The sequence below is a fragment of the Mesorhizobium sp. M2D.F.Ca.ET.226.01.1.1 genome, from assembly GCF_004022705.2.
In the GTDB taxonomy this organism is placed as follows: Bacteria; Pseudomonadota; Alphaproteobacteria; order Rhizobiales; family Rhizobiaceae; genus Mesorhizobium.
The window spans coordinates 118449-144562 of record NZ_RZOY02000006.1 but is presented as its reverse complement, the minus strand read 5'-3'; the positions used below and the strand labels follow the sequence as shown (position 1 = coordinate 144562).

General features: G+C 64.0%; 28 protein-coding genes and 1 other RNA gene. 18 read left to right on the top strand and 11 right to left on the bottom strand.

The window, feature by feature from the left end:
* Positions 1 to 78 precede the first annotated feature (78 nt).
* The gene (locus EN869_RS15770; RefSeq protein ID WP_127228883.1) at positions 79 to 4008 is read left to right on the top strand and encodes an AsmA-like C-terminal region-containing protein; all 3930 of its coding nucleotides are present in this window, start codon (positions 79 to 81) and stop codon (positions 4006 to 4008) included.
* 40 nt (positions 4009 to 4048) lie between these two features.
* Here the strand turns inward: EN869_RS15770 and EN869_RS15765 are convergent, their stop codons facing one another.
* The 5 genes from EN869_RS15765 to EN869_RS15745 all read right to left on the bottom strand — a co-directional run bounded on the left by EN869_RS15765 (position 4049) and on the right by EN869_RS15745 (position 6310).
* A complete protein-coding gene (locus EN869_RS15765) occupies positions 4049 to 4480 on the bottom strand; it encodes a helix-turn-helix domain-containing protein (protein ID WP_127228882.1) in 432 nt (143 codons plus the stop codon).
* 58 nt (positions 4481 to 4538) lie between these two features.
* Entirely contained in the window at positions 4539 to 4766 is a 228-nt protein-coding gene (locus EN869_RS15760) for a ribbon-helix-helix domain-containing protein (RefSeq protein ID WP_127228881.1), read from the bottom strand.
* Positions 4767 to 4774: 8 nt separating this feature from the next.
* Positions 4775 to 4972 (bottom strand): DUF4169 family protein, encoded by a 198-nt coding sequence (locus EN869_RS15755; RefSeq protein ID WP_127228880.1) that lies wholly within the window; start codon positions 4970 to 4972, stop codon positions 4775 to 4777.
* Between the two features lie 7 nt (positions 4973 to 4979).
* Positions 4980 to 5510, bottom strand: coding sequence for an SspB family protein (locus EN869_RS15750; RefSeq protein ID WP_127228879.1), 531 nt, complete (start codon positions 5508 to 5510; stop codon positions 4980 to 4982).
* Between the two features lie 116 nt (positions 5511 to 5626).
* The gene (locus EN869_RS15745; protein ID WP_127228878.1) at positions 5627 to 6310 is read right to left on the bottom strand and encodes a TetR/AcrR family transcriptional regulator; all 684 of its coding nucleotides are present in this window, start codon (positions 6308 to 6310) and stop codon (positions 5627 to 5629) included.
* Positions 6311 to 6522: 212 nt separating this feature from the next.
* On the opposite strand from EN869_RS15745, the gene EN869_RS15740 reads away from it, so the two are divergent.
* The gene (locus EN869_RS15740; protein WP_127228877.1) at positions 6523 to 7728 is read left to right on the top strand and encodes a multidrug effflux MFS transporter; all 1206 of its coding nucleotides are present in this window, start codon (positions 6523 to 6525) and stop codon (positions 7726 to 7728) included.
* Between the two features lie 161 nt (positions 7729 to 7889).
* On the opposite strand, the gene ssrA is transcribed toward EN869_RS15740, so the two are convergent.
* Positions 7890 to 8250, bottom strand: a transfer-messenger RNA (tmRNA) gene (gene ssrA / locus EN869_RS15735).
* A 168-nt stretch (positions 8251 to 8418) separates the two neighbouring features.
* Here ssrA and EN869_RS15730 point away from each other — a divergent pair.
* Positions 8419 to 8730 carry a DUF2853 family protein gene (locus EN869_RS15730; protein WP_042644091.1) on the top strand — a complete coding sequence of 104 codons (312 nt, stop codon included), beginning with the start codon at positions 8419 to 8421 and terminating at the stop codon, positions 8728 to 8730.
* A gap of 145 nt (positions 8731 to 8875) precedes the next feature.
* On the top strand, positions 8876 to 9670 hold the full coding sequence (locus EN869_RS15725) for a thymidylate synthase (protein ID WP_127228876.1): 795 nt from the start codon (positions 8876 to 8878) through the stop codon (positions 9668 to 9670).
* 15 nt (positions 9671 to 9685) lie between these two features.
* Here EN869_RS15725 and EN869_RS15720 read toward each other — a convergent pair whose 3' ends face one another.
* The gene (locus EN869_RS15720; RefSeq protein WP_127228875.1) at positions 9686 to 9895 is read right to left on the bottom strand and encodes a molybdopterin-binding protein; all 210 of its coding nucleotides are present in this window, start codon (positions 9893 to 9895) and stop codon (positions 9686 to 9688) included.
* A gap of 167 nt (positions 9896 to 10062) precedes the next feature.
* Here EN869_RS15720 and modA point away from each other — a divergent pair, with 167 nt between their 5' ends.
* The 4 genes from modA (at position 10063) to EN869_RS15700 (ending at position 13117) form a co-directional block, all read left to right on the top strand.
* The gene (gene modA, locus EN869_RS15715; RefSeq protein WP_127228874.1) at positions 10063 to 10857 is read left to right on the top strand and encodes a molybdate ABC transporter substrate-binding protein; all 795 of its coding nucleotides are present in this window, start codon (positions 10063 to 10065) and stop codon (positions 10855 to 10857) included.
* Positions 10858 to 10876: 19 nt separating this feature from the next.
* Positions 10877 to 11581, top strand: coding sequence for a molybdate ABC transporter permease subunit (modB, locus tag EN869_RS15710; protein WP_127228873.1), 705 nt, complete (start codon positions 10877 to 10879; stop codon positions 11579 to 11581).
* Entirely contained in the window at positions 11578 to 12690 is a 1113-nt protein-coding gene (gene modC / locus EN869_RS15705; protein WP_127228872.1) for a molybdenum ABC transporter ATP-binding protein, read from the top strand. The genes modB and modC overlap by 4 nt, the downstream gene beginning before the upstream one ends.
* Before the next feature lie 85 nt (positions 12691 to 12775).
* Positions 12776 to 13117, top strand: a complete 342-nt coding sequence (locus EN869_RS15700) for a winged helix-turn-helix domain-containing protein (RefSeq protein WP_127228871.1) — start codon at positions 12776 to 12778, stop codon at positions 13115 to 13117.
* A gap of 5 nt (positions 13118 to 13122) precedes the next feature.
* Here EN869_RS15700 and cobF read toward each other — a convergent pair whose 3' ends face one another.
* Complete coding sequence (gene cobF, locus EN869_RS15695) at positions 13123 to 13896, bottom strand: precorrin-6A synthase (deacetylating) (RefSeq protein ID WP_127228870.1); 774 nt, start codon at positions 13894 to 13896, stop codon at positions 13123 to 13125.
* A gap of 141 nt (positions 13897 to 14037) precedes the next feature.
* Here cobF and EN869_RS15690 point away from each other — a divergent pair, with 141 nt between their 5' ends.
* The 6 genes from EN869_RS15690 to EN869_RS15665 all read left to right on the top strand — a co-directional run bounded on the left by EN869_RS15690 (position 14038) and on the right by EN869_RS15665 (position 19719).
* Entirely contained in the window at positions 14038 to 15054 is a 1017-nt protein-coding gene (locus tag EN869_RS15690) for a DUF4424 domain-containing protein (protein ID WP_127228869.1), read from the top strand.
* On the top strand, positions 15054 to 15572 hold the full coding sequence (locus EN869_RS15685) for a dihydrofolate reductase (protein ID WP_127228868.1): 519 nt from the start codon (positions 15054 to 15056) through the stop codon (positions 15570 to 15572). Before EN869_RS15690 ends, EN869_RS15685 begins: the two co-directional genes overlap by 1 nt.
* A gap of 248 nt (positions 15573 to 15820) precedes the next feature.
* Positions 15821 to 16924: an FtsH protease activity modulator HflK gene (gene hflK, locus EN869_RS15680; RefSeq protein ID WP_127228867.1), complete on the top strand. Its 1104-nt coding sequence runs from the start codon at positions 15821 to 15823 to the stop codon at positions 16922 to 16924.
* Complete coding sequence (locus tag EN869_RS15675) at positions 16924 to 17865, top strand: protease modulator HflC (protein ID WP_127228866.1); 942 nt, start codon at positions 16924 to 16926, stop codon at positions 17863 to 17865. The genes hflK and EN869_RS15675 overlap by 1 nt, the downstream gene beginning before the upstream one ends.
* Positions 17866 to 17870: 5 nt before the next feature.
* A complete protein-coding gene (locus EN869_RS15670) occupies positions 17871 to 18056 on the top strand; it encodes a DUF2065 domain-containing protein (RefSeq protein WP_127228865.1) in 186 nt (61 codons plus the stop codon).
* Positions 18057 to 18201: 145 nt separating this feature from the next.
* The gene (locus tag EN869_RS15665) at positions 18202 to 19719 is read left to right on the top strand and encodes a DegQ family serine endoprotease (RefSeq protein ID WP_127228864.1); all 1518 of its coding nucleotides are present in this window, start codon (positions 18202 to 18204) and stop codon (positions 19717 to 19719) included.
* 45 nt (positions 19720 to 19764) lie between these two features.
* On the opposite strand, the gene EN869_RS15660 is transcribed toward EN869_RS15665, so the two are convergent.
* Positions 19765 to 20337 (bottom strand): GNAT family N-acetyltransferase, encoded by a 573-nt coding sequence (locus EN869_RS15660; RefSeq protein ID WP_127228863.1) that lies wholly within the window; start codon positions 20335 to 20337, stop codon positions 19765 to 19767.
* On the bottom strand, positions 20334 to 21221 hold the full coding sequence (gene serB, locus EN869_RS15655; protein WP_127228862.1) for a phosphoserine phosphatase SerB: 888 nt from the start codon (positions 21219 to 21221) through the stop codon (positions 20334 to 20336). The genes EN869_RS15660 and serB overlap by 4 nt, the downstream gene beginning before the upstream one ends.
* On the opposite strand from serB, the gene miaA reads away from it, so the two are divergent.
* Positions 21211 to 22155 (top strand): tRNA (adenosine(37)-N6)-dimethylallyltransferase MiaA, encoded by a 945-nt coding sequence (miaA, locus tag EN869_RS15650; RefSeq protein ID WP_127228954.1) that lies wholly within the window; start codon positions 21211 to 21213, stop codon positions 22153 to 22155. The two genes, serB and miaA, sit on opposite strands and share 11 nt — an antisense overlap.
* 125 nt (positions 22156 to 22280) lie before the next feature.
* Entirely contained in the window at positions 22281 to 23072 is a 792-nt protein-coding gene (locus EN869_RS15645) for a GGDEF domain-containing protein (RefSeq protein WP_127228861.1), read from the top strand.
* A 166-nt stretch (positions 23073 to 23238) separates the two neighbouring features.
* Here the strand turns inward: EN869_RS15645 and EN869_RS15640 are convergent, their stop codons facing one another.
* Positions 23239 to 25071, bottom strand: coding sequence for an ATP-binding protein (locus EN869_RS15640; protein ID WP_127228860.1), 1833 nt, complete (start codon positions 25069 to 25071; stop codon positions 23239 to 23241).
* 152 nt (positions 25072 to 25223) lie between these two features.
* Between EN869_RS15640 and EN869_RS15635 the strand changes: the two genes are divergently transcribed.
* A complete protein-coding gene (locus tag EN869_RS15635) occupies positions 25224 to 25790 on the top strand; it encodes an XRE family transcriptional regulator (RefSeq protein ID WP_127228859.1) in 567 nt (188 codons plus the stop codon).
* A gap of 5 nt (positions 25791 to 25795) precedes the next feature.
* A complete protein-coding gene (locus EN869_RS15630; RefSeq protein ID WP_127228858.1) occupies positions 25796 to 26104 on the top strand; it encodes a hypothetical protein in 309 nt (102 codons plus the stop codon).
* Positions 26105 to 26114 lie beyond the last annotated feature (10 nt).

Below are 26114 nucleotides of genomic sequence, written 5' to 3'. Positions count from 1 at the left end.
GGCCGCAACTAACGGAATTGCCTCTTTATCGACACGCGGATGCGGGTAGAGTGCGGCTGACTTTCAACTGGGAAACAGATGCTCGCCCGCCTGTTCGTGATCTTCGGTGGCTTGTTCGTGCTGGTGCTGTGCGCGGCGCTGGTGGTGCCGTATTTCATCGACTGGACGGGCTACCGGGCGGATTTCGAGCGCGAGGCAAGCGCCATCCTCGGCCGCAAGGTGACGGTGAAGGGTGATGCGACGGCGCGGCTGTTGCCGTTTCCCTCGGTGACCTTCTCCAATGTCGAGGTCGCGGGCGGACCGGATGGCCAGCCGGCGATGACAGCCGAGACCTTCTCGATGGATGCGGAGCTTGCTCCGTTCTTGCGCGGCGAGGTGCTGATCTTCGACATGCGGCTGGTGCATCCCAGGGCAACCATCGACGTTGCCGGCAACGGCACGGTCGATTGGGCGCTCCGGCCCTCGACGCCGTTCGATCCCGGCCAGATCGCCATCGAAAAGCTGACCATCACCGAGGGGCAGATTGAACTGCGCCACGCCGCCGGCGGACGCCGTCACCTGATCTCCGAGATCAACTCGACGATTTCGGCCAAAGCGCTCATCGGTCCCTGGCGCATGAACGGAACGCTGCGCTTCGACGGCATGCGCACGGACGTGTCGGCCTCTACCGGCAAGCTCGAGGCCGACGGCCAGATGCGGCTGAGGCTGAAGGCGGATCCCGACGCCTATCCGTTGATCATCGAAACCGACGGCAATGCCGGCATCGTCAAGGGCGCCGCGGTCTATTCCGGCCAGCTCAAGATCTCCGGCGCCGACCGGAATTCGGCCGAGCTGCGCGGCAATGACGGCGAGCCGGTCAAGATTAGCACCGGCAAGCCCGATCCGGGTTTTCGGCTGAACGGCAAGTTCGCGCTCGACCACCAAAAGCTCAATGTCGACGAGTTCCGCTTCGAAACCGGGCCGCTCGACAACCCTTATACAGCCGACGGCAAGGCTTCTGTCGATCTCGGCCTGAAGCCGCATTTCGCCGTCGAGGCGAGCGGTGCGCAGGTGCAGTTCGACGAGGCCGTCGGCGGGGCCGCCGGATCGGGCTTCACGCTCGACCAGCGCATCGCGGCTTTCGAGCAGACGCTGCAGCATATGCCGAAGCCGACGATACCGGGCACGCTCGAGGTCCGGCTGCCGGCCGTGGTGGCCGGCGACACGACGGTACGCGACGTGCGGCTTTCGGCCGAGCCGGTCGAGGGTGGCTGGTCGGTCAAGTCGCTTGCCGCAACGCTGCCCGGCCGCACGACACTCGAAGCCGACGGCATGCTGAGCGTCGAAGACCATTTCGGCTTCAGCGGCTCGTTGCTGCTCGCCGTCGGGCAGCCTTCCGGTTTTGCCGCCTGGCTGTCGAAGGATGTCGACGAGGCCATCCGCCGGCTGCCCGCGGCAGGTTTCAAGGCCAAGGTCGATCTCAGCGAGAACCGGCAGTCCTTCAGCGATCTCGAACTCATCCTCGGCAAGGCGAAATTCTCCGGCAGCATCGATTCCAGCCAGCCGGACGGCGCCAAGCCGTCGGTGCTGATGCGGCTGACGGGCGGCGAGATGGACCTCGACGGGCTCGCCGCCTTCGCCTCGATCTTCATCAGCGACAAGGGCGCCAACCGCTTTTCGGATCGCGATCTCGATTTCCAGATCAAGGCGGGCCCGGTCAGCGCCGTCGGGCTCAGCGCCGACACGGTCGACACGGCGCTGCGGCTGCGCGAGGGCCTGCTCGAGATCGACAGGCTGTCGATCGGCGGTCTTGCCGGCGCCTCGATCAGCGCCACGGGCCGGGTCAAGGACTTTCCAGAAAGCCCGACCGGCAAGCTCAATGCCTCCATCGTAGCGGTGGACCTGAAGCCGCTGATCGATGTCGCGGCACAGCATTATCCCGACAATGCCGTGCTCAAAGGCCTGGCGAGCCGCGCGGCGGCCTATCCCGAACTTTTCCAGGATGCGCGCATCGATCTTTTGACCAGCGCCGCCGACAATGGCGATGGCAGCACGGGGCTGGCGCTCTCAGCCCAGGGCAATGCCGGCGGCTCAGCCTTCTCGGCGTCGCTTTCCGGCAAGGGAACGGCGGACAAGCTCTCAGAGGCCCCGGTATCGATCACCTTCAACGCCCGCAACGACAATGCCACGACGCTGCTTGCACTCTACGGCCTGCCGGCGCTGCCGCTCGGCATGCTCGGCCACGCCAGCACCGACCTCGCGGCGAAAGGTTCGATCGCCGGCGGTCTCGCGACCAGCTTCAACCTGACGGCCGACGATTTCAGGGCGAGCTTCGACGGAACCGTCGCCGAGACGACGCAAGGCCCCACCGCCAAAGGCAAGGTCAATCTCGACACTGCCGACATCGAGCCGTGGCTGATGACGACGGGCGTGGGCCTGCCCGGCATGGGAACCGGGACATCGACGTCACTGGCCGCTGATGCCGATTTCGGCAACGGGCTGCTGGTGCTGAGCGGCCTCACTGGCGCGATAAACAAGGCGGCCGTGTCCGGCGACGTCAACATCGACGCCAAGGATGGACTGCCCCATCTTGCCGGGGCGCTGGCGCTGGATGAACTCGACCTCGATCCGCTGGCGGTCTCGCTGTTCGGCGATCAGTCCTTCGCTCCTGCCAAGGGTCGATGGCCGACGGCGCCGTTCAGCCAGAAATCGACCCTGCCGTTCAATGCCGACCTCGATCTCAACACCTCGGCGCTCGCCGTCGGCCCGTTCGCGACGGCGCATGACGCTTCATTCTCGCTGAAGCTCGACGGCGAAGGCATCCACGTCTCCGACCTCAAGGCGAAGCTCTATGGCGGCGATCTGACCGGGCTGTTCGACCTCAAGAACACGGAGGGCACCGGCCTGTTCTCCGGCCAGATGCGACTCGCCGGCGGCGATCTTTCCGCCTTGCTGCCAGGTGCCGGCATCGGCGGCAGCGGCGACCTCTCGGCGGCGCTTTCGACCAGCGGCAAATCGGTCGATGCCATGATCGCTGCTTTGTCCGGATCCGGCACTGCGGCGCTGAAGGGATTGAAGGTGGACGGCATCAATCCGGACGGCTTTGCCGCCATGATCGCCAAGGCCGATGCGATCGGACGCGACATCGACGCGGCAAAGACGGCGGGCTTCGCGCCTCAGATCGCCGGGCGGGGCAGCTTCGCCGCCGGCGACATGGACATAGCTTTCACTGTCGCCAACGGCACTGTGCGGGCACCGCCGATCAAGCTCGACAATCCTGGGGCGACATTGTCCACCGACGTGACGGCCGATCTCAACACCAGCACAGTCGCGGCGAAGGGAACGCTGACCTATCGTCCCGGCGACGAGGCGCTGGTCGGTTCCGAACCGGCCGTCAATTTCAGCCTGGCCGGTCCGCTTGGGGCGACCGCGCTCCAGTTCGACAGCGGTCCGCTGGCGCAGTTCCTGACGCAGCGCGCGCTAGAGAAGGAACAGCAGCGGGTCGAGGCTATGCAAGCGGCGCTGCTGGAGAAGCAGCGGCTGCGGCGCGAAGTGCGTTATTACGCGTCGCTGCAGACGGAGCGGGACAGGGCGGCCGAGGAGCTGCGCCGGCAGGAGGAAGAGGCACGGCAGAAGGCCGAGGCGGAAGCCAAGGCGAAAGCCGAAGCGGAGGCGCAGGCAAAGGCTGAAGCCGACGCGAAAGCCAAGGCGGACGAAGAGGCGAGGGCCAAGGCGGAGGCCGACGCCAAGGCCCAGGCCGAGGCCGACGCCAAAGCCAAGGCGGATGCTGAGGCGCAGGCCGAGGCCGAGCAGCGGGCCGCTGACGAGGCGGCCAAGGCGCAGGCAGAGGCGGATCGCAAGAGGGCGGAGCAGGCCAAGCTCGAAGCCGAGCGCAAGGCGGCTCAGCAGGCGCCAAAAGCCAACCAATCGCTTCCCGGCGTCAACGACGGTTCGAGTCCGGCGCCGGCGAAGCCGAAGGCCAATCCGTTCACGATCGACAATCTGTTGAAGTCGCTCGACGGCGGCTGAGCGTCAACCGTCGAAAGACCAGCCGAAGCCGTCTTGCCGGTCAGGACTCTTCCCGGCGCGAGAGCAGGCGCCGCAGCATCGGTTCGATGCGCGAAAGCTCGTCGAGATGAGCGGCCGACAAGTTGGCCAGGCGATCGTCCGCCAAAGGCGTGAGCTGCAGCAGACAGCGCCGGTGATCGTTCTTGTCCGGATCGCGGATGACAAGGCCCGCCTCGGCAAGGCGGTTCACCAGCTCCACCGCGCTGTGGTGGCGGATGCGCAGCCGCTCCGCGAGATCGCCCACCGCCACTGGTCCGCCGTCTGGAAATCCCTTGATCGCCAGCAGCGCCTGGTGCTGGCGGGGCGCGAGCCCCGCCTCATTCGCCTGGATCTGGCTGAATTCGAGAAAACGACAGATCAGATAACGGAACTGGGATAGCCGCTGGTAGTCGGCCTGGCTGATGGCGGGGCGTGATTTTTTCGGCGTCGTCATGTCTCGACTTATGGCGCTTTCAACGCTTGGCGCAACAAGGCGTCGGCGATAGCGTGGGCTAGGTCGTGCTGCCGCCGCGCTTTGCCCAGGCAAGCACGTAGAGCCTGAGCGCCGACGACAGGTTGGCGTCGCGGGTGCGCGTCTCGTCGATCTCGGCGACCAGAGCCGCGAGCGACAGCGAGCGCTCCGCGGCGATGGCGATGAGATCGTCATAGAAGGGCTGTTCCAGCGAAAAGCTGGTGCGGTGACCGCGGATCGTTACCGAGCGTTTTTCGACCGCGGCCATAGCAACACTCAGCGCTTGCCAGGATCGTCGGGTTTTTCACGGCGATGGCCGGCGACGAATTTCTCGGCCTTTTCGGACGACAGCCGGTCGCGCTCGCGCTCTGCCTTGGTGCGGCCATGCAAGGCCCGGCTCTCGCCAGCCTGGCGTTCTTTCTCGATGCGCGCTTTCTGCTTGCGGGCCTGGCGGAGATTGACGATCTCGCCCATGGTTCCGCTACTTCTTGCGGAAGGCGTCGAGCGAAACGACGTCGGCGCCCTTGCCGCCGGTCTCGGCGACCGCCGGCTTCTTTTCGGCCTCGGCAGCCTTCTTCTTGGTTTCGGCCTTCTTCTCAGGGACGACGGCGATCGGCTCGGCGGCCGGAGCAGGGGCCTCTTCTTCCACGCCCTCGGTCTTAACGTCGAATTCGAGCTCGAAATTGACCGACGGATCATAGAAGCCGCGCACGGCGGAGAAGGGTATTTCGAGCTTTTCCGGGACGTCGGAGAAGGAAAGGCCGACCTCGAAGCCGGCATCCGTCACCTTCAGGTCCCAATACTGGAACTGAATGACGATGGTCATCTGCTCCGGATAGCGCTCGCGCAGCCTGGACGAGATGCGCACGCCCGGCGCGCCGGTCAGGAAGGTGATGAAGAAATGATGATTGCCCGGAAGGCCCGTGCGCGCGACCTCGGCCAGGACCTTGCGCATGACGCCGCGCAGTGCCTCCTGGGCCAGAATGTCGTAGCGGATGTGGTCGTCGGCCATGTGACGGTCGGATTCCGTTGAATCGTCCGCATAGCTGTAATCAAGCTTAAGCGCGGCGTAAACCGCATATAGGCGCAAAGCCGCGAGGCCAAGAGGGGTGTTGGCGATTTGATCGCTCAGGCGTGAACGAGCGCGGCCTGTTTGCCGGCTGGCGATTTCTTCCTGGCGAAGGCGGCGAGGAAGGTCCGCACGCCATTTGTGGCGGAGCGCAGCACCTCTTCCTCGGTCGGTATGCCGCCCAGCATGAAGGTGATCTGAAGCTCGGCGTTGACGAGAGCGAGGAACTGACGCGCCGCGACGTCGGGGTCGCCGATTGACAGATGGCCGGCAAAGGCAAGCCGGGCGAAACGCGCGGCAAGCGCCGACCAGGTGCGGCCCGGGCCTTGTTCGCGCCATTCGGCAAACAGTTCCGGATAACGCTCGCCTTCGGCCTGGATCAGCTTGCGCAGGAAACGGCCGTCGCGGTTGCAGATGCAGTTGCGGTTCATGCGCACTGCAAAGGCAATCAGATCGGCTTCCAGGTCCGCGGGTTGGTCGGGGAAGGTGGCGATGGTTGCGAAGATGCCGGCATTGCAGCGCTCGGTCAGGTCGCGCACGACAGCGACGAAGAGGTTTCGCTTGTCGCCATGATGGTTGTAGACCGTCTGCCGCGACACGCCGGCCTCGGCCGATATCAGGTCGATATTGGCGCCGGCATAGCCTTCCCGGCAGAAAACCGAAGCGGCAGCGTCGACCACCGACATCCGCTTTGCCTCATGGCTGCGTGGCGGGAAAGTGTCAGGAGAAACGCCGTGCTTCATGAAAATCTATATAGCTGTGATTGACGAATTGGACAAGGCTGTCTAAATTTGTGGACACAACAAGAGGGAAGTCCGCGCTGCGAAAACGGATGTGTTCGTTCTTACGAGACGAACACACTCGTCCTCAGATGTCGGATTTCCGCGGGATGGAACGTCCTGGGTTCAGACGCCGGCATTTCGCGGCGGCAACCAGATCCGAAAAGAGCCTTACCATGAGTCCCAAATTCCTCCGCATTGCGGTCGTGCTCGGCTTGTTGTCCGCAATTGGCCCGTTCGCGATCGATATGTATCTGCCCGCGCTGCCTTCGATCGGCCAGGACCTGCATGCCGGCACCGCCGCCGTGCAGATGAGCCTGTTGATCTTCTTCCTGTCGATGGGTTTCGGTCAGATCGTCGTCGGCCCGATCTCCGACATGGTCGGGCGCAAGGTGCCGCTTTACGCGGGTCTCGCGCTGTTCATGGTCGGCGGTGTCGGTTCGGCCATGGCGCCGAACATCGAGTGGCTGATCGCTTTCCGCTTCCTGCAGGGCCTCGGCGCTAGCGCCGGCATGGCCGTGCCGCGCGCCATCGTGCGCGACCTGCACACCGGCAACGAGGCCGCCAAGCTGATGTCGCTTCTGATGCTGGTGTTCTCGGTGTCGCCGATCCTCGCGCCGCTGACCGGCAGCCAGATCATCGAGAGTTTTGGTTGGCGCGCCGTGTTCTGGACGGTGACGGGTGCCGCGGCTTTGGCCACAATCCTGCTTGCCACCTCGCTCAAGGAGACGCGGTCGGTTGAGGAGCGCGCCAATTCGTCCTTCGGCACTGCCCTGGCTGGCTATCGCTACCTGATGGGAGACCGCAACTTCCTCGGCCTTGTGGCGATCGCGGGCTTCGGCATTGCGAGCTTCTTCGTCTATCTGTCGAGCTCGTCCTTCATCCTGATCGACCATTACGGCCTATCGCCGTCGGTCTACAGCGTGTTCTTCTCGATCAACGCGGTTGCCTTCATCGGCATGTCGCAGCTGACCGGGCTGCTGGCCGATCGTTTCGGGCTGAAGCGCGTCGTCTGGGTGGCGGTCACCGGCTATGCCACGGTGATGGTGGCGCTGTTCGCTATCATGGCGTCGGGCGTCGATCGGCTCGACGTGATGGCGGCGCTGCTCTTCATCGGCTACGGCTTCCTTGGCCTGGTCATTCCGACCACCTCGGTGCTGGCCATGGAAGAGCATGGCGAGATCGCCGGCACGGCCTCGGCGCTGATGGGCACGCTGCATTTCGCCATCGGCGCGCTGGCCATGGGTGTCGCCGGCATCTTCTTCGATGGCACGCCGCTGCCGATGGTGGCCGGCATCACGCTCTGCGCGGTGATCTCGTTCACACTGGCCAAGCTGACGCTCGGCCGCGCGCGCGAAGCGGTAGAAGCGCCGGCGGAGTAAGGCGGATCAAAGCATTGAAAAAGGCCGGGTTTGCCCGGCCTTTTTCATATCTATTGCAAACCCGTTTGATCGATGACGAAGCGCACCCGTTCCTCGACCGGCATCAAGCGCCGGACGAGCCTTGGCCGATCGGTTGATTGGGAAAGAAGCGAAAAGGGGAAGGTGGAGGTTTCTGTTGCCAGGTACCTCCGAACCCCGCCTAGAAGTGCGAACCGCTAGGACTTGATTTGAAGCGTTCGCGCCGCATTAAGCAGCGAGACGAGCTTCCGCATAGTTGTCGTTGGCAACTATAAGTTTAGCCCGATTACGGTGGTACAATGCCGGGCGAAAGTACGATCTTTACACCTTCGTCGATCCTATTTCGCCCCCAGCAAAAGCCGCTCCGTCAGCCAGAGCGGTTTTTGGTGGAGGCGCCGGGTACCGCCCCCGGGTCCGAACGGCTTATTTCATCGCCTGTTTATCGCCATAGTCGGTCAAGCCGACGAAGCGAATATAGGGAGCGATGAGGGAAAAAGAAAGGCCAAACCGGCGCTTATCCAGTTATGCCAAACTGTGCAGCCAAGGGTTGACTTGCGCGTCCACTCAATCAAATCTCGCTCACGGTGAGGAGTCTCTGACCTAGTGCACAAGTTGCGCAACGCGCCGCAACCCTCATCGACCGGATTCGCGGCGCCGACGAGGGGAAGTTTGATGGCCGACTATCTAGCGGACGTGAAGAAATACGACGCCGGCGCCAGCGCCGACGCGGTCGACAAGATCGTCAAGCATCTGGGCATTGCGCTCCGGAACCGCGATTCCTCGCTGGTATCCTGCACCGATCCGAAGGAACTCGACCGTGTCCGCGAGAACTGGATCGGCAAGAAGCTCGGCATCGCGGATGCCGCCAAGGCCAACGCGTCGATCGAGAAGACCTGCAAGGCGATGCAAGCGGACAACACCAAGAGCCGCGTGACCTTCTATTATCTGGTCGCCAAGGATCTCGGCAAACTCGGCTCCCTGTAGGACATAGTTGCCCGGCGGCCGGCGCGAAACCGTGCCGGCGCTGCGGATCTATCGACGTGGGTCCATATTTGCTGCCTGCTTTGCGGTGTTCGACTGGCTGACAGTCGGGTATGATCGGCTGTAAGCCCGAATCGAGGCAGAGCTGATGCGCCAATATCTCGACCTGTTGAAGCATGTGCTGGAGAACGGCACCGACCGCGGCGACCGCACGGGAACCGGAACACGCTCGGTGTTCGGCTACCAGATGCGCTTCGATCTTTCGCGCGGCTTTCCGGTCACGACGACGAAGAAGCTGCATCTGAAGTCGATCATCCACGAGCTCTTGTGGTTCCTGGCCGGTGACACCAACATCAAATATCTCAACGACAACGGCGTCAGCATCTGGGACGAATGGGCCGACGAGAACGGCGATCTCGGCCCGGTCTACGGCAAGCAGTGGCGCTCATGGCCGGACGGGCATGGCGGCGAGATCGACCAGATCGCAGGGCTTTTGAAGGAGATACGCCGGAATCCCAACTCGCGCCGGCTGATCGTCTCGGCCTGGAACCCGGCCGAGGTGGAGGAGATGGCGCTGCCGCCCTGCCATTGCCTGTTCCAGTTCTATGTCTCGGAAGGCAGGCTCTCCTGCCAGCTTTACCAGCGCTCGGGCGACATCTTCCTCGGCGTGCCGTTCAACATCGCTTCCTACGCCTTGCTGACCATGATGGTGGCGCAGGTCACCGGGCTGAAGCCCGGCGACTTCGTCCACACGCTCGGCGACGCGCATCTTTATTCGAACCATTTCGAGCAGGCGCGCGAGCAGATACGGCGCACCCCCAAAGCCTTGCCGACGATGTGGATCAACCCGGACGTGAAGGACCTTTTCGCCTTCCGTTTCGAGGATTTCCGGCTCGAGAATTATTTCGCGGATGCGAACATTAAAGCGCCGATCGCGGTATGAGTGAGCCTCACCGGCTCAGTCCATCCCGACCATGACGTCCGAAGCTTTGATCACAGCATAGGCCTGCTTGCCTTTCTCGAGCGCGAGGTCGGCGACCGCCTCGTTGGTGATCGACGCGGTGACGATGACGCCGCCGCCGATGTCGATCCGGACATGCGAGGTGGTGGCTCCCTTGACGATTTCGGTGACCTTGCCCTTGAGGATGTTGCGGGCGCTGATCTTCATGCGTCTCTCCGTTGATCTTTGCTGTGCCGTTTCGTTCTCACCGTAGGCTGGAATCATGCTGGCGCATAACGCCACGACCGGCAAAAAGCCTTTCCTTGTTATGTTCATCCGGATATATCGATCCAAGGCTTTGGGCCGTACGGATTTCGATACCATGGAGAGATTTGATGACGGGCAAGGGTTTTGGATTGAAGGCGATCGCCGTCGGCGGTCTGACGGCGATGCTGATGGCCGCGGTGCCGGCGGCCCATGCCGACGACAAGGTGATCGTGTTTGCCGCAGCCAGCCTCAAGGACGCGCTCGACGCGGTCAACAAGGCCTGCGAGCCGGAAGTCGGCGAGGCCGCCACCATTTCCTATGCGGCGAGCTCCGCCCTGGCCAAGCAGATCGAAGGCGGCGCGCCGGCCGACATTTTCGTGTCGGCCGACCTCGACTGGATGAAATATCTCTCCGACAAGAAGCTGACCAAGCCTGATACCGAAGTGAAGCTGCTCGGCAACCGGATCGTGCTGGTGGCTCCGAAGGACTCCAAGGTCGAGACCAAGGTCGAGAAGGGTTTTGATCTTGCCAAGCTCATCGGCGACGGCAAGCTCGCCATGGGCGATTTCAAGGCCGTGCCGGCCGGCAAATACGGCAAGGCGGCGCTGGAATCGCTGGGCGTCTGGTCGTCGGTCGAGGGCAAGGTCGCGCAGGCTGAGAATGTGCGCGCGGCGTTGAAGCTGGTGTCGACCGGCGAGGCGCCGCTCGGCATTGTCTATGCCACCGACGCGCATGCCGATAAGGGCGTCAAGGTCGTCGGCACCTTCCCGGAAGATTCGCATCCGCCGATCATCTACCCGATTGCCCAGACCGCGGATTCAAAAGACAAGGATACGGCTGCCTTCCTGAAGTGCGTCGAGTCGGCCAAGGCCGCCGAACTCTTCAAGGAACAGGGTTTTACGGTGCTCGCGCCGAGCAACTGAGAAAGACTTTACACCGCATATGAACTGGCTGCTGGACCTCACTCCCGACGAATGGAATGCGGTGCGGCTGTCGATCAAGGTGGCGACGGTAGCAATGATCGCCAGCCTGCCGCCCGGCATCCTGATCGCGCTGCTGCTCGCGCGGGGGCGCTTTTGGGGCAAGACCCTACTCAATGGGCTGGTGCATCTGCCGCTGATCCTGCCGCCGGTGGTGACCGGCTACCTGCTCTTGCTCAGTTTCGGCCGGCGCGGGCCGGCCGGCGTCTTCCTCGCCGAGCATTTCGGCATCGTCTTTTCGTTCCGCTGGACGGGCGCGGCATTGGCCTGCGGCGTGATGGGCTTTCCGCTGATGGTGCGCGCCATCCGGCTGTCGATCGAGGCGGTCGACCGCAGAATCGAGGCGGCGGCCGGCACGCTTGGCGCCAATCCGCTCTGGGTGTTCGCCACCATCACGCTGCCGCTGATCCTGCCCGGCCTGATCGCCGGCGCGATCCTCTCCTTCGCCAAGGCGATGGGCGAGTTCGGCGCCACCATCACCTTCGTCTCCAACATCCCCAACGAAACGCAGACGCTGCCCTCGGCGATCTATACCTTCACGCAGGTGCCGGGCGGTGATGCCGGGGCGCTGCGGCTGACACTGATTTCGATCGGCATCTCGATGGTTGCGCTGGTGGCCTCGGAAGTCCTGGCGCGCCGGGTCGGCCAGAGGATGGATATCGAATGACGCTCTCGGTCGATATCAACCATCGGCTCGGAGACTTCGCCGTTGAAGCCAAATTCGACAGCGCCGGCCGGCTGACGGCGCTGTTCGGGCCATCTGGCTCAGGCAAGTCGACGGTGATCAATCTGATCGCCGGGCTGATCCGGCCGGACAAGGGCCGCATCGCGGTCGACGGGCGCGTGCTGGTCGACACCGATGCGCGCATATTCGTGCCGATGCACAAGCGGCGGATCGGCATGGTGTTCCAGGACGCGCGGCTGTTCCCGCATATGAGCGTCGCCGCCAATCTGCGCTACGGCCGCTGGTTCACGCCATCTACCGAGCGCTATGCCAAGATCGATGCGGTGGTCGAGCTGCTCGGCATCGGTCACCTGCTCGACCGGCGGCCGGCGAGACTGTCGGGCGGCGAGAAACAGCGCGTTGCCATCGGCCGCGCCCTGCTTGCCAGCCCAAAACTGCTTCTGATGGACGAGCCGCTCGCCTCGCTCGACGAGGCGCGCAAGGCCGAGATTCTGCCTTATGTCGAGCGGCTGCGCGACGAGACGAAGATCCCGATCGTCTATGTCAGCCATTCCGTCGCCGAGGTGGCGCGGCTGGCGAGCGACGTCGTGGTGCTTGCGCAAGGCAAGGTCGTGGCCTCGGGTCCGACCGAGGCGATCATGCAGCGGCTGGATTTGCTGCCGGCGGAAGAGCGCGGCGAAGGCGGGGCGGTGCTCGACACTAAGGTCCTGCATCACGACGAGGCTTTCGGCATGACGGTGCTCGGCTCTCAGGCCGGCGAGATACGCGTGCCGCGACTGGCACGGCCAGCCGGAGCCACGGTGCGGCTCCGCATCCGCGCCCGCGACGTCATGATCGCAACCGAGCAGCCGACCGGCCTCAGCGCGCTCAACATATTGGCGGGAACGATCGCCGCAGTCAGGCCAGGCATAGAACCGACGGTGGAAATCGCCATCGACTGTAACGGCGCCATCGTGCTGGCGCGCATAACCGAGCAGTCGAAGCGCACCCTTCGCCTGTCGCTCGGCCGTCAGGTTTTCGCGGTGATCAAGACGGTGAGCTTCGACAGCGCGACGACCGGGGCCGGGCTGTCGGTCGAGGCGGATGGCTGACGAATGAGCGATGTCGCTATGTTGATTTGGAATAGCGATCTGGCCGGGGAAGGGATAATCTCGGCGTGATCGCGGAGGACAGGACATGCCATCGCTGAGCTTACGGATAAACCTCGACCCCGACGGCCGGATCGGCCCGGGCAAGATCGAGCTTCTGGAGCAGATCGCCGCCTTCGGCTCGATCTCGGCAGCGGCGCGCGGCATGGAGATGTCCTATAAGCATGCCTGGGATCTGGTCGAGGACATGAACCGTGTGTTCGGCAAGCCGCTGGTCTCTGCGCAGACCGGCGGCAAGAAGGGCGGCGGCGCGCAACTGACATCGGTCGGTTTGGCGGTCGTCAGCCGGTTTCGGGCGATAGAGCGCGCCGCTTCATCGGCCGCCGCCGTCCATATGCAGGCGCTGCAGGCGGAGATTGATGCCGGGTAAGGCGCCTATTCTTCTGGCTCGCCGGGTTTTCTCAGCAGATATGTGTCCATGATCCAGCCCTTCCTTCGCCGGGCTTCTTCTCGGACCTTTTCGATTTCGGCGCCGACATCGCCCAGCCGGCCGGAGATTGTGATCTCGTCCGGCGTGCCCAGATAGGCGCCCCAGTGGATGAAGACATCCATGTCGGCCAGCGTGTTGAAGGCGCATTTGCCGTCGAGCATGACCACCGCCGAGCCGGCATTGGCGGGCAGGCCTTCCTCCGTCAGCCGGCGGCCGGTCGTCACCAGGATCGAATCGCCGATGCGGTTGAGCGCGGTCGCGTGGCTCGCCGCGAGCGCCTGGATCGCCGTGATGCCCGGAATGACCTCGAGCTCGAAACCGACATTGGCTCTGACGCGAACGCGTTCGAGGATCCGCAGCGCGCTGTCATAGAGCGACGGGTCGCCCCAGATCAGGAACGCGCCGCAGGAGTCTTCGGCCAACTCGTCGCGGATCAAGGCTTCATAAATGGATGCGATCGCTTCGTGCCAGTCGTCGACGGTCACGCGGTAGGACGATGTCGGCTCGGCCCGAACCGGCACATCGAACTCGACCCGACGCGATTTCGGGTTGGTCACGAAGCGGTCGCAGATCTGCCGGCGCAAATCGGCGAGATCGTTCTTCTTCGCCCCCTTGTCGGGAATGAACAGCACGTCGGCGCGGTTCAGACCGTCGATGGCCTGGACCGTCATGTGGTCGGGATTGCCGGCGCCGATGCCGATGACGAGAAGCTTGCGCATGGCGATCCCCTTGCCCGATCGGCGGCGCGGTGTCCAGAAGTCCCGACAACCGGCGAGGAAGGGCTTTGAAACACCGTCTTGAAACGGGTAGATGGAAGGATGCATCCGGCTGGTCCCGGCACTGCCGTCGAGGAGGGGTCCATGTTACGCACCGTATTGACCGCAGCGCTGGCAGTCATGGCCGCTCCGGCCTTCGCCAATGATTCCGTCGCCGAGCTAGGCACCGGCGGCCTTATCCTTTCGCGCAGCGACGCCGTCGCCATGCAAAGCGAGGACCTTTTCATCTCGCCGGGGAAGGTGAGCGTCGACTATGTGTTCCACAACAACACCGATAAGGATGTCGACGCCATCGTTGCCTTCCCGATGCCCGACATTTCGGGCGATCCCGAAGAAATGCCGGCGATCCCGGAGAACCAGAGCGACAATTTCCTCGGCTTCGAGGTGACCATCGACGGCGTCGCGGCCAAACCACAGCTCGAACAGAAGGTTTTTGCTCTCGGCATCGACATCAGCGCCGACCTGAAGGCGCAGGATGTGCCGTTCAACCCGTTCGGCGATGCCGCCAAGGCGGCGCTGGCGAAACTGCCCAAAGATGTCGCCGAGGATTGGGAAAACCGCGGCATCATCATCGAGGATACCGCCGACGACGGTTCGGGCATGCAAACCGCCTACACGCCGTTCTGGCAATTGCGCTCGACATATTGGTGGCGCTCGACCTTCCCGGCCAACAAGGACGTCCACGTCTCGCATCGTTACAAGCCGAGCGTCGGCGGCACCTCCTCGGTCAGCTTCTTCTCAGAAGGTCAGTTCCAGAGCCCGCAATACGATACCTACAAGACCCGCTACTGCATGGATCAGACATTCGACAACGCGGTGCGCAAGGCGGCAAAGGCCAATCCGGACGGCTATCCGAAATATTACGAGAACCGCATCGCCTATATCCTGACCACTGGCGGCAACTGGGCGACCGGGACCATAGGCAACTTCAAGCTGACCATCGACAAGGGCAGCGCCGACAATCTGGTGTCGTTCTGTGGCGACAATGTCCGCAAGGTCGGCCCGACCACCTTCGAGACGACGGCCAAGGATTTCTACCCCGAGCACGACATCGACATCCTGTTGCTCGTGCCCTCGGACAAGGGCGGGAATGGCGGCTGATGGACATCGCGATCTATGTCGCCATTGCCGAAAACGGCGTGATCGGGCGCGAAGGCGGCCTGCCGTGGCGGCTCTCCTCCGATCTCAAGCGCTTCAAGGCCGACACGATGGGCAAGCCGATCATCATGGGGCGCAAGACCTATGAAGGCATCGGCCGGCCGCTGCCCGGCCGGCTCAACATCGTTGTGACCCGCGACAAGGCCTGGCGCGCTGAAGGCGTCGAGGTGGCCAATTCGCTGGGTGACGCGATCGCGCTGGCCAAGGTGCACGGCCGCTGCATGGCGGGCGCCGAGGAGATTTGCGTGGTCGGTGGCGGCGAGATCTATGCCCAGGCGCTGCCGCTCGCCGACCGCCTGCATGTCACGCATGTGCTGGCCAGCGTCGATGGCGACGCGCATTTCCCGCCGATCGATCCTGATGTCTGGCAAGTCGTCCGCGCCGAGGATTTTCCCGAGGGCGAGAAGGACAGCCACGCAACGCGCTATACGGTGTACGAACGCCGCCGTGACACTCATTGACGACGACAAAGGGTCGCTGCCGATCCAAATCGCGTTGTGGCGATGGCACATCGCGTTGAAAGCGGATCGGCGCGTCCCTATAGAAGAACGATGCTACAGCTGCGTGCGTCCAACCCTGAGGCGCAAGAGGCTGCTGTAAAACTTTGATTTTGGCGCATGTTTCCTTTCCGAAAACCGATATGGGTTTTGGTGGTCATGCGCTAGAATTGCGCCGTAAGGCCTGAGGGAACCGAAGCGAAAGGACATTCATGCCCTGGAACGACAAGAGCGGTGGCGGCGGCCCTTGGGGCGGCGGCGGCAATCAGGGGCCATGGGGGCAGGGACCGAAGGGGCCAAGCGGCCCGCAAGGCTCGCCTCCCGATCTTGAAGACATCATCCGTCGCGGCCAGGACAGGCTGCGGCGCGCGCTTCCGGGCGGCGGCGGCGCCAGTCCGGCCGTGCTCGGCCTGATCGCGCTCGCGCTCATCGTGCTGTGGGCCTTCAAGGCCATCTACACCGTGCAGCCCGACGAGGTTGCGGTGGAGCTGCGCTTCGGCCAGCCGAAGACCGAACTTTCGCAGCCGGGCCTGCATTTCCACTGGTGGCCGATCGAAACAGTCGAAACGGCCAAGATCTCCGAGCAGCTCGTCAGCATCGGCGGCGGCGCGACCAGCGGCTCCGGGCTGATGCTCTCCGGTGACCAGAACATCGTCAACGTGCAGTTCTCGGTCGCCTACCAGGTCGCCGATCCCAGGGCCTATCTGTTCGACGTTTCCGATCCCGATGGCATGCTGACCCAGGTCGCCGAAAGCGCCATGCGCGAAGTCGTCGGCCGGCGTCCGGCGCAGGACATCTTCCGCGACGACCGCCAGGGCATCGCAACCGCGGTGCGCGAGATCATCCAGGGCACGCTCGACGGCTACAAGACCGGCCTCCAGGTCAACGCGGTCTCGATCGAGGACGCGGCGCCGCCGCGTGAGGTGGCCGACGCGTTCGACGAGGTGCAGCGCGCTGAGCAGGACGAGGACAAGTTCGTCGAGCAGGCCAACCAATACTCCAACCAGAAACTCGGCCAGGCGCGCGGCCAGGCCGCGCAGGTCCGCGAGGACGCGGCCGCCTACAAGAACCGCGTCGTGCAAGAGGCCGAAGGCGAGGCGCAGCGTTTCATCTCCGTCTACAACGAATATGCCAAGGCGCCCGACGTCACGCGCAAGCGCCTTTATCTCGAAACCATGGAGAAGATCCTGAAGGACTCGAACAAGGTCGTCGTCGAGCCGGGCAACGGTCAGGGCGTGCTGCCTTACCTGCCGCTGCCGGCATTGCAGCCGAAAACGCAGGCGCCGGCGCTGGGCGTGACGGGAGGTAACCAGTGATGGCCAACCGTCTTCCCATCATCGCCGTTATCGCGGCTGTCCTGTTGTTCCTGCTCTACTCCTCGATCTTCGTGGTCAATGCCGGCCAGCAGGCGATCGTGCTCAGGTTCGGCGAGATCATCGACGTCAAGAACGAGCCTGGGGTCTACTTCAAGGCGCCGTTCGCCTTCTTCGACGCCGACAGCGTGCAAATGGTCGAGAAACGCGTGATGCGCTTCGACCTCGACAACATCCGCGTCCAGGTCTCGGGCGGCAAATTCTACGAGGTCGATGCCTTCATCGCCTACCGCATCTCGGATCCGCGCACCTTCCGCGCGGCTGTGTCCGGTCAGGTGGAACTGGCCGAGGCCCGCCTGAGGACACGTCTCGACGCGGCGCTGCGCCGTGTCTACGGCCTGCGCGACTTCGAGGCCGCGCTCTCCGAACAGCGCGGCGTCATGATGCGCGAGGTGCGCGATCAGCTTCGCCCCGATGCGACCTCGCTTGGCCTCGACATCGAGGATGTGCGTATCCGCCGAACCGATCTGACGGCGGAGGTTTCGCAGCAGACCTATGATCGCATGAAGGCCGAGCGCCTGGCCGAAGCCGAGCGGCTGAGAGCCCGCGGCAACGAGGCGGCGCAGCGGATCAGGGCACGCGCCGACCGCGAGGTCGTCGAGATCGTCGCCGAGGCGCAGAAGGAATCGGAAATCCTTCGCGGCGAGGGCGAGGCGCAGCGAAGCGCCACCTTCGCGGACGCCTATAAGCGCGATCCGGCCTTCTTCGATTTCTACCGCTCGATGAACGCCTATGGCACGGCGCTGGACAGCAGCGGAACGACGATGGTGCTGTCGCCGGAGTCCGAGTTCTTCCGCTACTTCCGCGATCCGGAGAGCAAGCCTCAGCCCGGGCAACCCGTAGCTCCGGCGGCGCCGGCCGCGCAACCCAGCACCGCCCAGTAGCGGCGGTGCAGGATTTTGTCGCGGCGATCGGCTTGGTCCTGGTGATAGAGGGCCTGGTCTATGGCGGGTTTCCGGGCCTGGCCCGGAAACTGGCGACGGAAGTGCTGTCGATGCCCGAGAATGCGCTGCGGATCGGTGGGCTGGTCGCGATCGCCGTCGGTGTCGCCATTGTCTGGTTGGTTCGCGGCTGACCGAATTCATTGGTGCCGCGACGACCGACGATTTATCCTGAGACGATGGCCATAGCCGCAAACGTGCCTTATTTCTTGCCAACATGAGCTTGACGGGGCGTCTTTGCGAAAGCGCCTGTCCTTTTCAGATACACCGGAGGCCACGATGATATCCGACATCTTTTTGCGCGCGGCGCGGCGCATGGTATTCGCCGGCGCCACCGCTTTCGTGGTCGGCATTGCTGCTGTTCCGTCCTTCGTCACGCCGACGATCGCCTCCGATGGTCCGCCCTCCGTCGCCGATCTGGCCGAACGCCTTCTCGGCGCGGTGGTCAACATCTCGACCTCGCAGACGGTGAAAGGCACGGAAGGGCCGGGTGCGGTGCCGATGCCGCAATTGCCCGAGGGCTCGCCGTTCCAGGACTTTTTCGACGATTTCTTCAAGAACCGCGGCGGCGACAAGGGTGGTGCGGCGCAGAAGGTGCAGTCGCTCGGCTCCGGCTTCGTCATCGACGCCGAGCAGGGGATCGTGGTGACCAACAACCACGTCATTGCCGATGCCGACGATATCGAGGTGAATTTCTCCGACGGCGTCACGCTGAAGGCGAAGCTGATCGGCACCGACACCAAGACCGATGTCGCGGTGCTGAAGGTCGAGCCCAAAGGTCACAAGCTGACGGCGGTGAAGTTCGGCGATTCCACCAAGATGCGCGTCGGCGACTGGGTGATGGCGATCGGCAACCCGTTCGGCCTCGGCGGCACGGTGACGGTCGGCATCGTGTCGGCACGCAACCGCGACATCAATTCCGGCCCGTATGACGACTTCATCCAGACCGACGCCGCGATCAATCGCGGCAATTCCGGCGGCCCGCTGTTCAACGCCCAAGGCGAGGTCATCGGCATCAACACCGCGATCATCTCGCCGTCGGGCGGCTCGATCGGTATCGGTTTCTCCATCCCCTCGCAGCTTGCCGCGGGCGTCGTCGACCAGCTTCGCCAGTATGGCGAGACGCGGCGCGGCTGGCTTGGCGTGCGTATCCAGCCGGTGACGGACGACATCGCCGAAAGCCTCGGCATGGCAACCGCCAAGGGCGCGCTGGTGGCCGGCGTCATCAAGGGCGGCCCGGTCGACAACGGTTCGGTGCAGGCCGGCGACGTCATCGTCAAGTTCGACGGCAAGGACATCCATGAGATGCGCGACCTGCCTCGCGTCGTCGCGGAAAGCCCGGTCGGCAAGGCGGTCGATGTCGTCATCGTGCGCAAGGGCGTCGAGCAGACCGTCAAGGTGACGCTCGGCCGCCTCGAGGATGGCGAGAAGCTGGCCAGCGGCGAGAACGGCAACACCGACCAGGACAAGGGCGATAAGGCGACGCCTCCGGTGTCGACGGCTTCGGTGCTCGGCATGACGGTCGGCGAGCTCAATGACCAGACACGGCAGAAGTTCGGCATTGCCGCCGACGTGTCGGGCGTGGTCATCACCGACGTCGCCAAGAATTCTGCGGCGGCCGAGCGCGGCATCCAGCCGGGCGAAGTGATCACCGAGATCGCGCAGGAATCGGTCGGCACGCCGAAGGACGTGATGGACCGGATCGGCGCGCTGAAGGAGCAGGGCCGCAAGAACGCGCTCCTGATGCTGGCCTCGAAGACCGGCGAACTGCGCTTCGTGACGATCCGGATGGATTGAGTCCGGAGAGCAGCGCAACCGGCTGAGTTTCAATGAAAAGGGCGGCTAGCGGGTCGCCCTTTTTCGCGCCTGCCAGTCTTCGCGCCACAGCCGGTACATGACATGCCGCTTGAGATGCGGGTGGCTGTCGGGAACGGCGGGATGGTCGAAATCGGCAGCGGGATCGGCGCGCATGCCGAGCCGCTTCATGACGGCGGTGGAACGATGGTTCTCCTCGACCGCGAAGGAGACGATTTCGTCCAGTCCAAGTGTTTCGAAGCCGAAGGCGAGCCAGGCTTCGGCCGCCTCGGTGACATAGCCTTTACCCCAGAATTCCGGTGCCAGCCGCCAGCCGATCTCGATCGTGCCCGGCGCCAGCACGTCGATGTCTTCCGTTCCCGACAATCCGACAAAGCCGATGCATTCGCCGGTGGCAGCGATCTCGGCGGCGGCGAAACCAATGCCATCCTCGTCGATCCAGCCGCGTACCTCGTCCATCTTGGCGTCGGCGGCCGCGCGGTCGCGGCGGAACGGAAAGAATTCCATGACGCGCTCGTCGGAGTTGATGCGGTGGAAGAGTGCGCGATCACGTTCTTCCCAGTTGCGAAGGATCAAGCGCTCGGTGCGGATCGGCCTCATTCAATGAACTCCTCCCGGCGATAGCCCTGGAGGTAGAGCAGCGCGGTCAGGTCGCCATGATCGATGCGGATACGGGCCTGCTCGGCCACCGCCGGCTTGGCGTGGAGCGCGATCCCGGTGCCGGCAAGGCGGATCATGTCGAGATCGTTGGCGCCGTCGCCGACCGCGATGGCCTCCTCTGTCGTCAGCCCGAGCCGCGCCGCGATGTCGAGCAGCGCTTCGGCCTTGGCGGCGCGGCCGAGGATGGGTTCGGCCACGATGCCGGTGAATTCGCCGTCTTTCTCGATCAGGCGGTTGGCCCGATTTTCCTGGAAACCCAGCATGGCGGCGATGCGGCCGGTGAAAACGTCGAAGCCGCCCGAGACCAGCGCCGTCCAGGCGCCATGGGCGCGCATCGTCCGTACCAAAGCGCGCCCGCCGGCGGCGAGCGTCAGCCGGTTGGCGATGACGCGATCGACCACGGCGGTATCCAGACCTTTCAGCAAGGCGACGCGCTCGCGCAAGGCGGGCTCGAAGGCGATCTCGCCATTCATCGAGCGCGCGGTGATCGCCGCCACATGGTCCTTGACGCCGATTTCGTCGGCAAGCTCGTCGATGCACTCCTGGTCGATCATCGTCGAATCCATGTCGGCGAGCAGGATCTTCTTGCGTCTGCCTTCAGCAGGCTGGACGATGATGTCGATCGGCTCCGAAGCCAATGCCGCGCGCAGATTGGCGGTCATTTCGCCGACATCCGGCGTCTGCGGCAATACGAGATCGCAGGCGACGTCTTCAGCGAGCCATTGAACGGCGCTTGCGCCGGCGGCCCGCAAGGCCATATTCGCAAGCGAGGCCGGCACGGCGCGGGCTTCTGGACGGGACACTAGCGTGGCGATCAGCGACATCGAGACTTCCGGCAGGCATGCGGGCGAAGGCCGCGTCAAGAACGCGATCCTGATAGCCGGGCCGACCGCCAGCGGCAAGTCGGCGCTGGCACTCGATCTCGCTGAACGCAAAGGCGCGGTCATCGTCAACACCGATTCCATGCAGGGCTATTCGGTGCTCGATGTTTTGACGGCGCGGCCAAGCGCCGCCGACATGACACGCGCGCCGCACTTCCTCTACGGCCATGTGCATCCCTCGACAGCCTATTCCACCGGTGCCTGGCTGCGCGATGTCACGAAGCTGGTCGAAGACGGCGTCCTGTCCGGCCGCCACGTCGTTTTCGTCGGCGGCACCGGGCTCTACTTCCGGGCGCTTGCCGAAGGCATCTCGGATATGCCGCACATTCCGGCGGCTGTCCGCGAGCGCTGGCGCCACGAGCTCAAGGAGCAAGGGGCCGAAAGGCTGCATCGACTGCTGATGCATGAGGATTCGGCTGTCGCCATGCAACTCAGGCCGACCGACAGTCAGCGTATCGTGCGGGCACTCGAAGTGCTCGACGCTTCGGGGCGCTCGATCCTGGAATGGCAGGCGGCGCGCGGCCGCCCGCTGATCGATCGCGACAGCGCGCGCTTCCTGGTCATCGAGCCGGAGCGGACGGAATTGGTCCAGCGCATAGAGGCGCGGTTCGACCAGATGCTCGACAAGGGCGCGCTCGACGAAGTGCGGCAGCTTACAGCGCTCGGCCTCGATCCGGACCTGCCGGCGATGAAAGCGATCGGCGTGCGCGAGCTGCAGGCGGCGATGGCGGGACAGTGCGATTTTCCCGAAGCGATCGAACGGGCCAAGATCGCGACCCGGCAGTATGCCAAGCGTCAGTCGACCTGGTTCCGGCACCAGCTGGGCGCGGAGTGGCGCAGGCTGCGGCCGGGCGACGAGCTGGCAGTCCACGACTGACTAATACCATTTTCAATCAAGGCCTTAAAATCCCCGGTTCTAATTCTCGCCAGGGTTGTTTGGATTAACCCTCCGTAAGGTCGGCCATGCCATAACCTCAGGGGTTACAGTGCCGCGGGGAGTAGATGCGTTTCCATAAGGCGGAATCCGCATTTTTCGTGTTTATTTTCGTGATCCTCGCCGCCGGCTTGGTGACCTTCCATGCCTATGGCCAATTGCAGGACATCGCGACCGATCTCGATCCCGCGTCGCGCCTCGCAAGGATCATCTATCTCAACAAATTATTGTTCGTGACCGGAGCGCTGCTTGCCACCTCGCTGTCCTTCGGCATCTTCTTCATCTACCCGCTGATCCGCGGCCAGGTGCGGGAAGAGGGCAAGCTCAGGGCCATGACGGTTTCGCTCAGCGCCCGCTCGCAAACGCTCGAGCAGGCCGCGCTCACCGATGGTCTGACCGGCATGCAGAACCGCCGCTATTTCGACGACGCGCTGCGTGAATATCTGCACGAATTCCGCCGCATCGACAGGCCGGTCGGGCTGATGATCCTCGATCTCGATCATTTCAAGCAGGTCAACGATACGCACGGTCATGATGTCGGCGACGAGGTCCTGAGGGCCGTCGCCACCTGCCTGAGGGGCATGACGCGCTATCACGATGTGGTGGCGCGGCTGGGCGGCGAGGAGTTTGCCGTGGTCACCCCCAACATGGATGTCGAGCTGCTCGCCAGATTCGCCGAACGCATCCGCAAAGCGATCGCCAGCATGTCGATCCTGTCGGGCAATGTGCGGCTCAAGGTCACCACCAGCGTCGGACTTGCCGTCTGGGACCACAAGGAGAGCGCGGAGGATTTCTACCGCCGCGCCGATCGCCAGCTCTACGAGGCGAAGAAGCAAGGCCGCAACCGCGTCTGCGCCTAAAATTCCAACATGAATTCATGAGGCCGGTCGACTGACGCGCCCTTCTCGACTTCCGGTGCTCACGGACTGAATGTCCGCTCCGCTCCGGCTTCTCGAAAGCCACGTCATTCGATCCGGCCTGATGAATTCCTGTTCGGAATTTGGCAGTGCTTGCGAGGTCGGTCGATCAATCGTTGAGCTGGCGCATGCCGAAGGTTGAGGGCTTCAGACCGTAGCGCGTGTCGAAGTCGTCGTCGGGCTGCGCGCGCGTAGCGGCGGCTGGCTTCTTGTAGTCGGGGTCGCCTGCCTGACGCGTAGAATCCACCGCCTCGGCGAAGGCCATGGACTGCGTCGGCTTCGGAACGTTGCGCAGCCGTTCGACGACCATGGCGAGGTCGACATCGTTGCCCAGCTCCGCCTGTTCGGCCTGGTCGCCCTTTGCTGTGCCGGGGATGAATTGCTGCGCCAGCTTTTCGAACTTCAGCCGCATGGTCGTGGCTACGCCTTCGCCGAAGGCGATGGCTTCGCGCTGGCCCATCGAAGACAGGAACGCCAGCGTCGAGGCCGAGGAGTCGGCGATCGCCGAGCGGATGATCGCCTGGTCCTGCTCGTTGGCGAGGCGCATGGCGAAGAAGGTCGAGCACTGCGACAGGATGGTCGGGTCGAGCTCGCCCGGCCGCTGCGTGACGACGCCGAGGTAGCAGCCATATTTGCGGCCTTCCTTGGCGATGCGCGACAGCGCGTGTCTTGTCGGCGCGAAGCCGAGGCGCGGATCGGCCGGCATGTAGCGATGCGCTTCCTCGCAAAGCAACAGCAGCTTCAGCCGGCCTTCGCTCCACAGCGCCAGGTCGAAGGCCAGGCGCGCCAGTACCGAGCAGACCGAGTTGACGACTTCCGACGGCATGCCCGCCATCTCGAAGCAGGTCACCGGTCGGCCATGGCTGGGGACGCGGAAAATATTGCCGATTGTTTCGTGGATCGTGTCCTCGATCAGCCGCGAATTGAACATGAAGCGGTAGCGCGGGTCGGCCGCCGCCGATTCGATGCGCGTCTTCAGCGACTTCAGGATCGGGCGGTCGTTCTTGCTCTCGAGCATACCCATGCGCTCGTCGATCTGCTTGATGAGATCGGCGACGCGGTAGGGCACCGGCGTGTCGGCGGTCAGCGCATCGCTGCCGCGCCTGATGTAGGTCCCGGAATTCGGGTTGCGGTAAAGGTTCTTGGCGGCCGGGATCAGGTCGCGCAGGGCGTCGACCTCTTCCGGCACCGTCTCGCGCCCGCGAAACAGCACCTCGGCGAATTCTTCCAGCCTGAACATCCAAAACGGCAGGTCGAGCGTCTTGGAATCGACCTTGACGCAATATTCCGGAAGCGAGGCGGCAAACTCGTTGTGCGGGTCGAGGATGAGCACGCGCAGGTCAGAACGCGCCTCGATCGTCTTGCGCAACAGCAGCGAGACCGCCGTCGATTTGCCGACGCCGGTGGTGCCGACAATGGCGAAATGGCGCGCCAGCGTGTCGTCGATGGCGATGTTGGCGTCGATCGACTCATCCTGCGACAGCGTGCCGATGGTCACCGAATGGCGCCCGGCCAGATCGTAGACCGCTTGCAGGTCGCGGCTGCGGATGCGGTGGGCAACGGCGCCGATATGCGGATAGGTGGTGATGCCGCGGTCGAAGACCGGCTTGGAGCCGGGTTCGGCGCCGTCGCGTACTTCGCCGACCAGCTCGACGCTGACCTCGATCGGATTCTGCCCTTCGTGGTTCCAGGCGCGATCCGACTTGCCGATGGCGTAGACGAGGCCGACCGTTCGGGTCGAACCGAGATTGATGGAGATCATCTTGCCGACTGTCCAGAGGCCGGTGACCGCGCCTTCGGTGTCCTCGGCATGGGCGCTGATGGTGGCGCGCGCGCCGTCGCATTGCACGACATTGCCCAGAATGCGCTTGTCGTTCTGTTGGATGTCGCGGCGTTCCTGCGAGGTCGGTTCTCCCACGGAGGCTTCGCGTTCAACAAACATAATGCCCTGGTCCCATTCCCCTGCACCGGGAACCCTATCCAATCGGGGTTAAAGTCAGGTGATGTCGAATGGTGTAGGCGCCGTTAAGTCGCTCACGACAATTCGATCGAATAACCTCTTCTCAGGTTGCGTAATTCCGATATATTGGACGAATGGATGGTATATCGAATGACATTAGCGCCACGATTGGCAGACGGGTCCGCTCCGAAAGGACGGTGAGGGGCTGGTCGCTGGCCGAGCTTGCCGAGCGCTCGGACGTGTCGAAGGCGATGCTGAGCGCTATCGAACGCGGCACGACCAGTCCGACCGCGGCGCTTCTGGTGCGCATCGCAGCCGCCTTCGGCATGACGTTGTCGACGCTGATCGCTCGGGCCGAGATGCAAGGCGGTGGCGTTTCGCGCAAGGACGAGCAGCCGGTCTGGCGGGATCCGGCAACGGGCTACATCCGACGGCATCTGTCGCCTGCATCGCAAATGCCGCTGGAACTGATCAGGGTCAGCCTGCCGGCGGGCGCCAGGGTAAGCCTTCCAGCCGCATCCTACGCCTTCATCAAGCAGCAGATCTGGCTGATCGAGGGAAGGCTCGATTTCACCGAGGGCGATGTGGTGCACAGGCTCGAGCCCGGCGACTGCCTGGCGCTGGGCGCTCCTTCGGATTGCGTCTTCCACGCTCTCGGCCCGGACGCGGCGGAGTATCTCGTGGCGCTGGTCAGGGACTGAGCCCGATGCGTCGCCGGCCGAAACGCTCGCACAATGGCGGGCCGCCGCTCGACGACTATGACGGCCCGCCCTGGGGCAAGGGCGACGCCTATATTTTCCTCGCCTGGCGGGCCGCCCACGACAAGGCCTGGAAGGCGCCAAGCCATGCCGTCATGCTGATGCGGCTGGAAAGGGCAGAGCAGCTCGGACTGACCTATGAGGAATATACGCTCGAGATCCTGGAGCGCGGCCGCCAGCTCAGCGAGGACGATGCCGAGCGCATCGCCGAAATCCGGCGGGCGCGACGGCGAAGGCGGATCAGCCATTTCGAATGACCTTGTTCCC